The following is a 12,457-nucleotide window of genomic DNA, read 5'->3' as shown; positions in this document are numbered from 1 at the left end:
GCTCCGTTAAATCGCGTTAAACAGCGCTTGGGTCAGTTTGTCGTTGGTCGATATCGTTTTCGCGTTCGCCTGATAATTGCGCTGAGCGGTCATCAAGCTCACCAATTCTGTCGTCAGATCGACGTTCGAGCCTTCAAGTGCACCCGGTGTTAACCCGCCCAAGGTGCCTGAACCCGGAACGCCGATGATCGGAGCGCCTGAGCCATAGCTTTGCGTCCACGCTGTGCCGCTCACCGTTGCCAAACCTTGTGGGTTAGCAAAATCTGCTAACACAACCTGACCTTGAAGCTGCGACTGACCATTGGTGTAAGTCGCGTAGATCATGCCGTTGTCTTCCACACGCACGCCCGCCAATTCACCGGAGGTGTAACCGTTCGGATTGTTGGTGCTGACACCGAACGCCGCACCAAACTGAGTGCTACCAGCAAGGCTGATATCAATGCTGACCGGATTCGCGCCCGCCGCAGGGAATGCAACGTTAAACGTGCCCGTTGGTGAAGCCAGCGTGCCGTCTTCATTAAAATCTACCGCGACGGTTTGAACTGGGGCTGTGCTGCCATCGACTTGTACGTTGACCTGCCACTGGTTATCGGCGGTTTTAGTGAAGTACTGGGTGACGGTGTGTGAATTACCGAGGGAGTCATAAGCTTTGCTGGTGTATGACGAGTTAAACGAGCTTGGGTCATTAGGATCAAAAGGTTTCGTCGTTTGATCGATCACTTCCGCACTGGCATCAAAGTTAGCCACGAAATCGAGTTTATTTGTGGCTTGGGCAGCCAGAGATGATGTCGAAATTTGCACATCCCCTACCGATCCCGAAAGCAAATTTCCGGCGCCATCGACACTGTAGCCTTGAAGCTTGGCACCTGCATTGGACACGACATAGTTATCTTTGTCCGTGCCAAATACGCCTGAGCGGGTATATAAATTCTGGCCTGCGCTGTCTTTGGTGACAAAGAAACCCGAGCCGTTGATCGCCAAATCCATGGCGCGACCCGTACCTGTCACTGAGCCGTTCTTATCAAAGTTTTGCGAGATTGACGCCACTTCCACGCCGCCCGGTTGCATGCCGTTATACACCGCAGAAAACTCAGTGCGTGCCCCTTTGAATCCATACGTTGAAGCGTTGGCAATGTTATGGCTGATGGTGTTCAGTTCTGCGTTGGTCGCGTCCAGACCACTCAATGCAATATTAAAACTCATGGTTATCCTCTTATCCTTGTTTGATGGTCATGGCTTGGTTATGCGCCAAACTGCGTGATTTGATAGAAAGGAACACTGCCGACACCGGTAATGTTGACCAGTGCTGCGCCGCCAGTGCTTGGAATGCGAACTTGTTCAACTTGCCCGGCCAACAAGACGTTAGGGCTAGCTTGTCCGTCTTGAACGTTGACTGATACGGTGTATTCACCCGCTTTCAATCCGAGCTTTTCTGGGTCGATAGAGAAATCAACATCGCCAGCTTGGTGAGCACCCAACGGCACTTCTGTTTTCTGTCCGTAGGCATCTTTTACCACCAAGGTGACTTGATTGGATGCGTGGGCAAGCTCCACTTTTCCGTTCTGAATGCCCTCACCAAGCTCAAACTCATTGCCTGATACATACACGGTTTGGCCGACCAAACCCGCGGTTGAAAGCACCTGCATGTTGTCGAGCAGCACCATGCTGTTTTGCATGGTTCCCGACATGTTTTCCATGCTTTGTACTTGTGAGAACTGTGCAAGCTGACTGACATATTCGGTGCCATCAAGCGGGTTAAGCGGATCCTGATTCTGGATTTGCGCCACCATCAAGGTGATGAATTCGTTTTCCAAAGAGCTGGCGCTGTTTGTATCAAGAGGGTTACTAGACACAGTGGCGTCTTCGCTTCTCGCGGTGATTGGTGCGTCCGCAGACATGGCGGTGTAGTGTGCAATACTCATTTAGCTACCTTGTCCCAATTTCAGCAGACCCTGCTGCATGCTTTTCACATTCGCCATCACTTCGACGTTCGTTTCGAAGCTACGCGTCGCAGACATCATGTCGGCCATTTCTGACACCACATCAATACCTGGGTAGTAGACATAACCTTCATCGTTCGCGAGCGGACTGTTCGGCTCGAAGCGTTTTTCAGCCTGATTTTGCGCTTGCACCACATCGACAATGCGCACTTCCGCATTCGGATACATGTTTTCGCCCGCGACCAATTGGGTGTTGCTGTACACCGTCGCGAAAACCGGCTTAAGCGCTTTGTAAGCATCATCCGGATTGGCCGACACTGAATCGGCGTTAGCGAGGTTGCTGGCCACGGTATTCAAGCGCACGGTTTGCGCATTCATCGCCGAGCCTGCAATGGTGTAAATATCGGTAAATGACATGGTTAGCGTCCTTCAATCACTTTTGCCAAGCCGGAAAACTTCATGTTCAGAAAGGTCAGGCTGGTTTGAAAATCCATGTTGTTTTGAGTGAATTTGGCTTGCTCTACCCCAAGCTCGACAGTGTTTCCGTCTTTGCTGTTCTGATAAGGGATCGCGTACTGAGCGCCAATTTTCATGCTTGGGATTTGTTTAGTGACACTTCCCGACGACATTTGACTCATCACAGTGGTAAAGCTCAGGTCTTTTGCGAGGTATCCCGGCGTATCAACATTCGCTAGGTTACTCGCAAGGACTTTGGTACGCTGAACGCGAAAATTCAGCGCGTCCGGGTGCACACCCAAGGCTTGTTCAAACGTGATTGCCATGCCTCTCTCCTTAAATTCATTTCGAATACCCACAGGTAGTTACAAGATGCATGCCAGAAATATAATTATTAAAAATCAATGAGATATAAAAACAAAGGGAAAGCCAACTTCCGCCTATCGGAAGTATTACTTAGCAAAGGGAAGTCCATGGTTCCTGTCGTTCGTTCTGTGTTTTTTTCCCTGTTCGTATTGAGCGCACTAGGCGCTTCAACAGCGTTTGCAAAGGAGAAGTCGAAGTCAGAAATCATGTTGTCAGAAGCCACGATCACAGACGTAGTGGGTCGTGCTTATCAAGACGAAGTGGCACACACCGCTCAGTCTCGTCACTGGCCTGATTACACCCTGACATTTGATATTCGCGTGCCGCGTGCCGTCAGCCACCTGCCGCCATGTCAGTCTTCGCTTGTGATTGAAGGTCGCGACCATCAATCACTGCCGATTGGTCATCTCAAACGTTCCGTGCGTTGCGAAGATCTCAACAACCCGTGGAGAATGAACGTGTCGATCAAAGGCGCGATCACCCTGCCAGTAGTGGTCACCCTAACGGCCCTTCAGCGGGGCGACACGGTGATTGCAAAAGCGTTGAAATTGGAAGCTCGAACACTGACCCGAGACGATGCCTTTTTCACATCCATAGCCGATGCCACGGATCATCAAACTCAACGCCGTGTTCGCGCGGGTTATGTCTTAAACCCCGCTAAATTAAGCGCGATTCCATTAGTGGAAAAAGGCAATGAAGTCGTGGTAATTGCCAGCAAAAATGGCTTTACCGCCAGCACCAAAGGGGTGGCGCTAGAAAATGGGAAGAAGGGCCAGCAAATTGATGTGCAAAATCTGTCATCAGAGAAAGTAGTTCGTGCACTGGTGACAGGTTTAAATCAGGTTCATACACAGTTTTAATTGAATTTTTCACCAAAAAGCTCATTTCATGTGCCATTTGGTTTCACATTGAGCCATTCTGTAGAGAATGCTCAAGCGGTGGTTGATATTCTCGTTCTCACAGATTGCAAAGGAGAGCCACCATGAAAACCATATTTTTAGTCCCATTCATCGCCGCCGTGTCTTTTGGTAGCCAAGCACTGACGTTAACCAGCCAAGATATTCAAGAAGGGACTCGCATGGCTGAGACCTTCGCCTTTCAAGGCTTTGGTTGCACAGGTGATAACCTGTCACCACAACTGAGCTGGAAGGATGCACCGAAAGGGACAAAAAGCTTTGCCATTACTGCCTATGATCCCGACGCCCCGACAGGCAGCGGATGGTGGCACTGGGTCGCGTTAGATATTCCATCATCGCAACAAAGCGTTGAACGCGGCATATCGGGCAAACTGAAAGACGCCCGAGAAATGGGCAACGATTATGGCGCAATTGGCTTTGGCGGTGCTTGCCCACCAAAAGGTCATGGCATGCACCGTTATCAGTTTACCATTTGGGCATTACCAACTGAAAAGCTTGAACTGCCAGATAACCCGTCCAACGCCCTGATTGGCTACATGCTAAATGCATCGGCACTGGACAAAGCGACACTCACTGCAACCTATGTGAGCGAATAAGTAAAAGCAAAAACGGAGGGTACGGATGACGATGACTTTGGTGCAGGCAGGGCAGTTTCGCGGTGTGACTTCGCAGCCGCTTCGCAATGTGTTGATTTACGCGCCAACTATTATCTGGGTGAACCGAGGCTACAAAAAGCTTTGGTGGCAAGATGATCCTCGTCATTACACGCAAGAAGACTGGCTGGTTGTGCCCGCCAGTCATTATCTTACGTTTGTGAATGAACCGTCACAGACAACATTTTATTCCCGTACCCTCACCTTCCTAGAACCACCGCCCTCTGAATGGCTAGAAGATTTATCGAGCAGCGCAGCTTCAGCATCAAACGCTGTCAATAGCGAACCGCGCGTCAGCGTGACGCCACAACTCGCTTACTGTTTCGACACGCTCTACGAGATGGCAGAGAAAAACTTGGCAGCTGACACGCAGCGTCAGTTCCTTCACGGGTTTTATGCTGAACTAAAAGCCGCGGGGTCTCTGCATCTTTTGTTTCCAAGCAAAGAAGGGGCGTTGAAAGAACAACTCGCGAGTTATCTCAGCCTCAATCCCGGCGATGCGCACAGCATCGATACGGTTGCCACGCACTTTTCCATGAGCCCAGCGACACTGAAACGTAAGCTTGCCTCTGAAGAGACCTCTTTTAGGCAAGTGCTCACTAACATCAGAATGGTATATGCCCTTTCTTTGATGCAAAAATCACGCACTCAGCTCAATATCGCACTCGCTTGTGGCTACCAATCCGAAGTCCGTTTCGCCAGTCGTTTCAAGGATGTGTTTGGAGTAACGCCAAAGCAATATGTGCAAACGCTGTAACGTTTTCGACCACTTTCGATTGGCGACAAATTCATCAAATTAAAGAAAAAATTGGACTGAGCTTGGCAACTCTCGGTTAAAAAGCTCGAAATCACCAGTGACCCGAGTAACTCTCTCCAACAAACCATCACTTTTCATCAAAAATGCGTTTCGTATTTAATCCTGTCATCAAGATGGTCGCATTTATCCTATAAGTGATGAACAAGGACATTAAACATGAAAATCGATAAAGTTGCGGGCGGCCACATTCAGCAAAGCTCACTGAATCAAACGGCCACCAAATCGGCTGAAACGCCTGTTCGCTCATCAGTTGTTGAAACACAACTCAACACCAATACGGCGGCAATCAGTAAAGCCCAGCAAGAATTGGCCTCTATGCCGAATATTGACATGGCAAAGGTAGAACAAATTCGTACTGCCCTTCAGCGTGGCGAATTGAGTTTAGACATGCAGGCGCTATCACAGGCCGTCATGCAGTTTCACACAGGCCACGAATAACACACCTTAATTGAGGGGACGGACATGGCATCGACTGCCACCCAACATATTCAACAATTTCTGCGTACCATTAGCAGTGACATAAAACAATACAACCAATTACTGCCTTTGATCATCGCGCAACGTGGCCTTTATCTACAGTTTGATGCGCCAGCGCTTCAAACCAACATTCGCAAACAGTTACCCATCATTGAGCAGGTAAAGTGCACTGCCATTGAGCGCTCGCAGTGCCTGGCAAATATTGGCGTAACGGCAGACGATGCAGGTACAAAAAAATTGCTGAACGCTCTTCCGCCCAGCATTGCTCCGCAAGCAAGAAAGCAGTGGATGATACTGAAAGACTTGATCACGCAATGTCAGCAATACAATGCGGAAAACGGCCAGACTTCCGCCAGTTTCCACGAAATGTTGAACCAGTTAAATCAATCGGAAAACCACACCTATCACGAGCAGATTGGTCAATCGTGATACGCTCCACGCTGACGTACGCTACAGCACGCATAACCCTTATCTTTGCGTGTTCTTTGGTTGTTTCTCTTTCACTTAGCGCCGCTCCAACGCAAAACCAAATAGAACAAGAATTCCGCGTTCTCGCCCCTTATAAAACGCAAATTCTCAGCCAGTTTGATTCATATTCTCCATTGGTGAACCACATTCTCGGTGAACTCCGTTCCCAAGGTTTACCTAGCGCGTTTGTTCTCATCCCAATGCTGGAATCCTCATACAACCCTTCCGCCGTTTCCTCAGCGAGTGCAAGTGGCCTGTGGCAGTTAATGCCTGCCACCGCAAAGCGATTTGGATTAACGGTTGAAAGCGACAAAGACGAGCGATTTGACGCCTATGCCAGTACCGATGCGGCCATCAAATATCTGAAATTTTTGCATCACAAGTTTGATGGTGATTTAGCCCTCACACTCGCCGCTTATAACGCAGGAGAAGGACGGGTTTCCCGGGCAATAAAGCGCGCTGGAACAAACGTATTTTCATCGCTCAAATTACCTAAAGAAACCACTCAGTACGTGAGCCGATTTTATGGGTTGAATGAACTGGTGAATGTGAAAGCACTTGATAACGAACATTTCGAACCAATGCTGTTGTTCGCGGGCGAAGCACGTTTGGCTAAAAGGCCGCTGATTGACCTAACATCTATTCCTCGCCTGATTGACTTATAACCTGCTCAAGCCTGATACATAAGTACGAGCGAAAAGTGATGTAAAACGGCAGGGCTAAAGTTCATCACAATGAATTTACAGGCCATTTCCGGCGCGCTAACTTTGTAAAATACAAATCTCCCAAAAGTAGCCACACATTTCGGCCACACTTATCACCGTTCTATCATTCATTCTTAGCATAAGATCTCACTTTCATTCTTACACGCAGTGAAATAAACCCGACATGTGACCACTCAAACAGTATGGTTAATTGGCTGTTTTGCTCAGTCATCACTAAGAGGCACATCACAAAATAGCCTTGATAAAACACGTACATTCAACCTGTATAGACAACTTAACAGATGTATAAGCAAGGTGATACGTATGCTTTCGACGCTGCTTTCTGAACAACGAATTTCCATTATTGATTCCGCATCAGATTGGGAAAATGCCATCGACTTGGTCTGCGCGCCATTGATTGAATCTGGCGATATCAAAACGGATTACAAGGATGCGATCGTTAAGACCACATTGGATCTTGGCCCCTACTATGTCCTCGCGCCAATGATAGCCATGCCACATGCCCGTCCTGAAGAGGGTGTCGTCAACAACTCACTTTCATTGCTTATCGTCCGCAACGGTGTCGAATTCCACAGCGAAGATAACGACCCAGTAAAACTGCTTCTTTTGTTGGCAGCCAAAGACAGCAGCCAACATATCGAATTGATCACTTCTATCTCTGAGTTTTTCTGTAACGACGAGGATGTCCTCGCTGTTATCAATGCTCAGAACACACAAGAAATCATTGAAATAATTAAAAAATATTGAGGGTAACACTATGCGTATTATGGCCGTTTGTAGCACAGGTCTTGGTTCTTCTTTCATGATCGAAATGAAAGTAAAAGAAATTATGCGTGATTTGGGTATCGATGCAGACGTTGAGCACACGGATTTGGGCTCAGTGACACCGGACATGGCTGACGTGTTCATTTGTACCAAGGATTTGGCTGACAGTATTCATGCAGGCGATGTTATTTCTATTCCTAACATCACCGACAAAGTCGCAATGAAAGAAAAGATTGAAGCTTACTTAAACCGTAATTAGAGGGTGTGGCTATGCTTGACTTCATCACTGATATTCTTAGTACTCCAGCCATTCTAATTGGCTTAGTTGCTCTGCTAGGTTTGGCGATTCAAAAGAAATCCAGCTCCGATGTCATCAAAGGCTCTATCAAAACCATTCTTGGTTTTATCGTCATTGGCGGCGGTGCTGGCATCCTTGTTTCCGCTGTCACCCCTATGGGTGTGCTCATGGAAGAAGGCTTTAGCCTTCGCGGTGTTATACCCAATAACGAAGCTATCTATGCCACAGCAATGGCTGACTTTGGCGCATCAACGTCAATGATCATGGCGTTTGGCATGGTCGCAAATATCTTCTTCGCTCGCTTTAGTAAATTCAAATACATCTTCTTGACCGGTCACCACACGCTATACATGGCATGTATGATCGCCATCATTTTGAGTGTTGCTGGATTTACAGGTGCTACACTGGTGTTCCTCGGCTCGGTGACGTTGGGTCTTATCATGGTGCTTTTCCCTGCCATGGCACAACCCTTCATGCGTAAGATAACAGGCAGTGATGACGTCGCGTTTGGCCACTTCTCTACCTTTGGTTACGTCGCTTCAGGTCTTGTTGGTAAATGGGTCGGTAAAGGTTCAAAAAGCACAGAAGAAATGAACTTACCAAAGAACCTCGTGTTCCTTCGTGATTCTTCAATCTCAATCTCTCTAACCATGGGTATTATCTACCTCATCCTTGTATTGGCGGCAGGCTCTGAGTTTGTCATGGAGAACTTGAGTAATGGCCAAAACCCTATCGTTTACGCGATTTTGACCGCGATTGGTTTTGCTGCAGGTGTGTTCGTTATCCTTCAAGGCGTGCGTCTGGTTCTTGCGGAAATCGTCCCTGCTTTTAACGGTATTTCTCAGAAATTAGTACCTAACGCTAAGCCAGCGTTAGATTGCCCAATCGTATTCCCTTACGCGCAAAATGCCGTTCTGGTTGGTTTCTTATGCAGCTTCTTAGGTGGCTTAGTGAGCATGGGGATATTGGGTGTGATGGAGCTAACACTCATCCTTCCTGGTGTCGTTCCTCACTTCTTCACTGGTGCGACAGCGGGCGTTTTCGGTAACGCAACCGGTGGTCGTCGTGGCGCAGCTGTTGGCGCTTTCGTTAATGGTGTCGTCATTACCTTCCTAACCCTTTGGTTACTGCCAGTTTTGGGTGACCTTGGTTTTGCCAACACAACGTTCTCTGACTCTGATTTCGCTATCACAGGTATCTTCCTTGGCTACCTAGCAATGATTGGCAAAGAAGCGGTAGTGCTGGGCATTGCTGTGGTCGCAGGCCTTGTACTTAGCACAAACTTCTTGGGCAAGAAAACACCACAAGCAGCAGAAAACAACTAATTCCCAAGCGGGCTGAGTGCCAGCCCGCTAACCCTATTCCCCCGAGGTAACTATGCAATCTTCTCTTGATCTGCGTCAGATTGAGTCATTCAATCTGTCTATCAAAAAAGAAATGGCGACAGCACTTTTAAACATGGGTTATGGACACTTTGGTGGTTGTCTGTCTGTCACTGAAACCCTTGCTTGTCTTTACGGTCGCTACCTAAAGCACGACCCAGCAAACCCTCAGATGAAAGACCGCGATCTGTTTGTACTTTCAAAAGGTCATGCTGGCCCAGCGCTTTACGCCACATTGGCATTGCGCGGTTTCTTTGACATATCTTGGTTAAAAACCATCAACGCCAATGGCACCAATTTGCCAAGCCATGCCGACATGAAGAAAACACCGGGCGTCGACATGACAACAGGCTCGCTCGGTCAAGGCATTTCATGTGCCACTGGTATGGCTGCAGGTTCAGATTCCAACGTGTTTACCATTGTCGGTGATGGCGAGCTTCAAGAAGGCCAATGCTGGGAAGCGATTCAGTTTGCCGCCCACCACAAACTCAGCAATCTGGTGGTTTTTGTTGATAACAATAAACGCCAACTAGACGGTGACATCAACGACATTCAAGCGTCGTTTGACCTTCAGAAGAAATTCGAATCTTTCGGTTTCCAATCGCTGTCTGTTGATGGTGGAAATGTTGAAGCGATTTGTGACGTCATCGAAAAAGCCATTGCAACGAATGACCGCCCTACCGCCATTATTCTCGATACCGAAAAAGGCCAAGGCATGCAGAGTGTGGTTTCCATTTCTGCAAACCACCATTTACGCCTAGACGACAATTTGCGCGCTGCGATTGAAGCAGACATAGCCCTGTTGGATGCAAAAATTGAGGAACTAAAATGAGCAAAGAACTTCGAGTTATCCATGCAGAAATGCTGATGGAATTGGCTGAACAACATGATGATGTCATGGTATTGGAAGCCGATTTGATGGGCAGTGTCAGCACCCGCAAATTTGCAGACGCTTTTCCGAAGAATTTTCTGCAATGCGGCATCGCAGAAGCCAACATGATTGGCGTAGCTTCTGGCTTATCTGCGGTTGGTAAAGTGCCGTTTGTACACTCTTTTGGCTGTTTCGCAACACGCCGTTGCTATGATCAGATTTTCCTCGCTGGCGGCTATGCTGGCCAACACATTAACATCTTCGGTAGTGATGCGGGTGTGACAGCTGTGACCAATGGCGGCACGCATATGCCATTTGAAGACACTGGCCTCATGCGCTTGGTTCCGAATGCCACGATCGTCGATGTGTCCGATGAACACGTTCTGCGCGCGGCAATGCGCCATGCTTATCACCGTAAGGGCGTTAACTACATTCGCTCAACACGAAAAGATGTTCCTGCGCTGTATGAGTCAGAAAGCGACATTGAAATCGGCAAAGGTAACGTCTTAAACGATGGTGAAACGCTGACAATTATTGCCTCAGGCATTTGTGTTCATGATGCACTTGAGGCTGCGGAAATCATCGAAAACAATACAGACGCTACCGTTGCTGTGATCGATATGCACACCATCAAGCCGCTGGATACAGAACTCGTCGTGAAGTACGCGCAAAAAACGGGGCGAGTAATCACCATTGAAAACCACAATACTATCGGTGGCTTGGGTGACGCGGTAGCAAGCGAATTGCTTTCCTCTGGTGTCGCGCTTAAGCAATTCCATAAGCTTGGCGTGAATGAACAATATGGTCAGGTTGGTTCTTTAGACTACCTCAAAGATGCCTATGGGATCAGCGCTGAACGTATTGCCGATTTCTGCTTCTCTGTATTAGCTGACAAGTAACTACTCCGTAACCAAAATCGGTCATTCACGGTAAAACAAGCGTATTTGTTTTCACCGCGCAATAACATACACTGCTAACTGGTATCTTCATGTAGATACCAGTTTTTTTATCTGCACGACATTGCCTAAACGCGGGCCATTACAATCATCGAACAAGATAATTATAAGAACACTATGACCATCAAAGTGACAGGGAAGCAGCAGGAAGTTATCGACTTTATTGAACAAAAAATATCGTCAGCTAACCTGAAGTCAGGAGACAAACTGGATACTGAAGCAGGCATTGCCAAGCACATCGGTATTACACGTTCAACAGTTCGTGAGGCTACACGCTACTTGGTTGAACAAGGCGTCATTTATCGCGTTAAAGGTTCTGGACTTTATGTTGGCTCCGGCCTACCTGTGCAAAGCGGCAATTTTCACGAACTCTCCCCTTTCGATCATCAGGCACAACAGGCTGGCCAAAGTGCAGTCAGGCGTGTGGTTTCTAGCGCAATAATTCAAGTCCCTACCGTGCAAATCGCCCATGCGTTGCGTATTAAGCCCAATGAACAGGTCTACTATCTCGAGCGATTGATGAGCTTTGGCAATATGCCTGTCTCTTTTGAACAGACGCATATCCCCGTCGCTATCTGCCATGGCTTCGAATTTAATCAGATCGAGCACTCAAAATACGGCTACATGGAACGACTGACAGGCAAGAAAGTACAAATGCGGGAACAAGATATCTCAGCGTTTAACCTTCATGATACGGAACTGGCAGAAATGCTAGGCGTGGACACCGGACAAGCTATGATAGAGCTTAGGGAGTTAGTTTCATTTGAGGATGGAACCCCATTTGAATATACCGTTGCGACAATTAATAGTGATTTGTTCAATATCCATCAGGTCACAAAGCGCTAGTCTTGTTCTTCTGGACGTGATCTACCGCATATAGCCCAAGGCGGGTAAATGCAAAAAGGCCGCTGTATCTTTCGAAAGAACAGCGGCCTTTTCTCATTTGGTGGAGCCAGATCGTGATATAGAGGGATTTACTGTTCGCTTCGCTCACGCCCTTCGGGCCGTCGCCTTTCCGACTTCGTCGGGGCAACGTTGTCTCGCTTCGCTCGGCTGAAGACTAGGCGTCCCCCCCTCCTAGGATTCTGCATCCCTATTTATAAATGCTTATTCCAGATACGAAAAAGCCCGCTCACTGAGCGGGCTTAATCTAATTTGGCGGAGAAATAGGGATTTACTCTGTCGCTGCGCTCCCTTGCCCTTCGGGCCGTCGCCTTTCCGACTTCGTCGGGGCAACGTTGTCTCGCTTCGCTCGGCTGAACCCAAGCCTAGGATTCTGCACCCTATTTATAAATGCTTATTCCAGATACGAAAAAGCCCGCTCACTGAGCGGGCTTAATCTAATTTGGCGGAGAAATAGGGATTT

The 12,457-nt window shown here is 48.0% G+C and carries 16 protein-coding genes and 1 other RNA gene; 12 read left to right on the top strand and 5 right to left on the bottom strand.

Going from position 1 to position 12,457, the window contains the following annotated elements; genetic code table 11:
* Nucleotides 1-6 precede the first annotated feature (6 nt).
* Genes flgE through flgB form a run of 4 tightly spaced genes read right to left on the bottom strand, consistent with a single transcriptional unit; the run spans nt 7 to nt 2,722 of the window.
* Complete coding sequence (gene flgE, locus ACED36_RS14360; RefSeq protein ID WP_016959278.1) at nt 7-1,203, bottom strand: flagellar hook protein FlgE; 1,197 nt, start codon at nt 1,201-1,203, stop codon at nt 7-9.
* A gap of 38 nt (nt 1,204-1,241) precedes the next feature.
* Nucleotides 1,242-1,922, bottom strand: a complete 681-nt coding sequence (flgD, locus tag ACED36_RS14355; protein ID WP_016959279.1) for a flagellar hook assembly protein FlgD — start codon at nt 1,920-1,922, stop codon at nt 1,242-1,244.
* Nucleotides 1,923-2,357: a flagellar basal body rod protein FlgC gene (flgC, locus tag ACED36_RS14350; protein ID WP_016959280.1), complete on the bottom strand. Its 435-nt coding sequence runs from the start codon at nt 2,355-2,357 to the stop codon at nt 1,923-1,925.
* Between the two features lie 2 nt (nt 2,358-2,359).
* Nucleotides 2,360-2,722 carry a flagellar basal body rod protein FlgB gene (gene flgB / locus ACED36_RS14345; RefSeq protein ID WP_016959281.1) on the bottom strand — a complete coding sequence of 121 codons (363 nt, stop codon included), beginning with the start codon at nt 2,720-2,722 and terminating at the stop codon, nt 2,360-2,362.
* A gap of 147 nt (nt 2,723-2,869) precedes the next feature.
* Here flgB and flgA point away from each other — a divergent pair, with 147 nt between their 5' ends.
* The 12 genes from flgA (at nt 2,870) to ACED36_RS14285 (ending at nt 11,937) form a co-directional block, all read left to right on the top strand.
* Nucleotides 2,870-3,622 carry a flagellar basal body P-ring formation chaperone FlgA gene (gene flgA, locus ACED36_RS14340; protein WP_371733490.1) on the top strand — a complete coding sequence of 251 codons (753 nt, stop codon included), beginning with the start codon at nt 2,870-2,872 and terminating at the stop codon, nt 3,620-3,622.
* Nucleotides 3,623-3,744: 122 nt separating this feature from the next.
* Nucleotides 3,745-4,275, top strand: coding sequence for a YbhB/YbcL family Raf kinase inhibitor-like protein (locus tag ACED36_RS14335; RefSeq protein ID WP_017004957.1), 531 nt, complete (start codon nt 3,745-3,747; stop codon nt 4,273-4,275).
* Nucleotides 4,276-4,300: 25 nt separating this feature from the next.
* Nucleotides 4,301-5,089: an AraC family transcriptional regulator gene (locus ACED36_RS14330; protein WP_017004958.1), complete on the top strand. Its 789-nt coding sequence runs from the start codon at nt 4,301-4,303 to the stop codon at nt 5,087-5,089.
* Nucleotides 5,090-5,305: 216 nt separating this feature from the next.
* The gene (gene flgM, locus ACED36_RS14325; RefSeq protein WP_017004959.1) at nt 5,306-5,587 is read left to right on the top strand and encodes a flagellar biosynthesis anti-sigma factor FlgM; all 282 of its coding nucleotides are present in this window, start codon (nt 5,306-5,308) and stop codon (nt 5,585-5,587) included.
* Nucleotides 5,588-5,611: 24 nt separating this feature from the next.
* Nucleotides 5,612-6,055, top strand: coding sequence for a flagellar protein FlgN (locus ACED36_RS14320; RefSeq protein ID WP_017004960.1), 444 nt, complete (start codon nt 5,612-5,614; stop codon nt 6,053-6,055).
* Nucleotides 6,052-6,759 (top strand): lytic transglycosylase domain-containing protein, encoded by a 708-nt coding sequence (locus ACED36_RS14315; RefSeq protein WP_017004961.1) that lies wholly within the window; start codon nt 6,052-6,054, stop codon nt 6,757-6,759. The genes ACED36_RS14320 and ACED36_RS14315 overlap by 4 nt, the downstream gene beginning before the upstream one ends.
* 363 nt (nt 6,760-7,122) lie before the next feature.
* Complete coding sequence (locus tag ACED36_RS14310) at nt 7,123-7,566, top strand: PTS sugar transporter subunit IIA (RefSeq protein WP_017004962.1); 444 nt, start codon at nt 7,123-7,125, stop codon at nt 7,564-7,566.
* Between the two features lie 10 nt (nt 7,567-7,576).
* The gene (locus ACED36_RS14305) at nt 7,577-7,843 is read left to right on the top strand and encodes a PTS sugar transporter subunit IIB (RefSeq protein WP_016959289.1); all 267 of its coding nucleotides are present in this window, start codon (nt 7,577-7,579) and stop codon (nt 7,841-7,843) included.
* 11 nt (nt 7,844-7,854) lie between these two features.
* Nucleotides 7,855-9,207 carry a PTS ascorbate transporter subunit IIC gene (locus tag ACED36_RS14300; RefSeq protein ID WP_371733448.1) on the top strand — a complete coding sequence of 451 codons (1,353 nt, stop codon included), beginning with the start codon at nt 7,855-7,857 and terminating at the stop codon, nt 9,205-9,207.
* Between the two features lie 52 nt (nt 9,208-9,259).
* On the top strand, nt 9,260-10,096 hold the full coding sequence (locus ACED36_RS14295; RefSeq protein WP_371733447.1) for a transketolase: 837 nt from the start codon (nt 9,260-9,262) through the stop codon (nt 10,094-10,096).
* Complete coding sequence (locus tag ACED36_RS14290) at nt 10,093-11,034, top strand: transketolase family protein (protein WP_016959292.1); 942 nt, start codon at nt 10,093-10,095, stop codon at nt 11,032-11,034. The genes ACED36_RS14295 and ACED36_RS14290 overlap by 4 nt, the downstream gene beginning before the upstream one ends.
* Nucleotides 11,035-11,208: 174 nt before the next feature.
* Nucleotides 11,209-11,937, top strand: a complete 729-nt coding sequence (locus ACED36_RS14285; RefSeq protein ID WP_016959293.1) for a GntR family transcriptional regulator — start codon at nt 11,209-11,211, stop codon at nt 11,935-11,937.
* Between the two features lie 310 nt (nt 11,938-12,247).
* Here the strand turns inward: ACED36_RS14285 and ACED36_RS14280 are convergent.
* Nucleotides 12,248-12,393, bottom strand: a non-coding RNA gene (locus ACED36_RS14280) — RtT sRNA.
* Nucleotides 12,394-12,457 lie beyond the last annotated feature (64 nt).

Source organism: Enterovibrio sp. FF113 (assembly GCF_041439165.1).
Taxonomy (GTDB): Bacteria; Pseudomonadota; Gammaproteobacteria; order Enterobacterales; family Vibrionaceae; genus Enterovibrio; species Enterovibrio norvegicus_A.
Note: the sequence above shows the minus strand (reverse complement) of the source record. Positions and strands in the feature narration are given on the sequence as shown.

Coding starts and splice junctions, on each gene's coding strand:
- flgE (WP_016959278.1), bottom strand. CDS start 1,203: ATGAGTTTTAATATTGCATTGAGTGGTCTGGACGCGACCAACGCAGAA.
- flgD (WP_016959279.1), bottom strand. CDS start 1,922: ATGAGTATTGCACACTACACCGCCATGTCTGCGGACGCACCAATCACC.
- flgC (WP_016959280.1), bottom strand. CDS start 2,357: ATGTCATTTACCGATATTTACACCATTGCAGGCTCGGCGATGAATGCG.
- flgB (WP_016959281.1), bottom strand. CDS start 2,722: ATGGCAATCACGTTTGAACAAGCCTTGGGTGTGCACCCGGACGCGCTG.
- flgA (WP_371733490.1), top strand. CDS start 2,870: ATGGTTCCTGTCGTTCGTTCTGTGTTTTTTTCCCTGTTCGTATTGAGC.
- ACED36_RS14335 (WP_017004957.1), top strand. CDS start 3,745: ATGAAAACCATATTTTTAGTCCCATTCATCGCCGCCGTGTCTTTTGGT.
- ACED36_RS14330 (WP_017004958.1), top strand. CDS start 4,301: ATGACGATGACTTTGGTGCAGGCAGGGCAGTTTCGCGGTGTGACTTCG.
- flgM (WP_017004959.1), top strand. CDS start 5,306: ATGAAAATCGATAAAGTTGCGGGCGGCCACATTCAGCAAAGCTCACTG.
- ACED36_RS14320 (WP_017004960.1), top strand. CDS start 5,612: ATGGCATCGACTGCCACCCAACATATTCAACAATTTCTGCGTACCATT.
- ACED36_RS14310 (WP_017004962.1), top strand. CDS start 7,123: ATGCTTTCGACGCTGCTTTCTGAACAACGAATTTCCATTATTGATTCC.
- ACED36_RS14305 (WP_016959289.1), top strand. CDS start 7,577: ATGCGTATTATGGCCGTTTGTAGCACAGGTCTTGGTTCTTCTTTCATG.
- ACED36_RS14300 (WP_371733448.1), top strand. CDS start 7,855: ATGCTTGACTTCATCACTGATATTCTTAGTACTCCAGCCATTCTAATT.
- ACED36_RS14295 (WP_371733447.1), top strand. CDS start 9,260: ATGCAATCTTCTCTTGATCTGCGTCAGATTGAGTCATTCAATCTGTCT.
- ACED36_RS14290 (WP_016959292.1), top strand. CDS start 10,093: ATGAGCAAAGAACTTCGAGTTATCCATGCAGAAATGCTGATGGAATTG.
- ACED36_RS14285 (WP_016959293.1), top strand. CDS start 11,209: ATGACCATCAAAGTGACAGGGAAGCAGCAGGAAGTTATCGACTTTATT.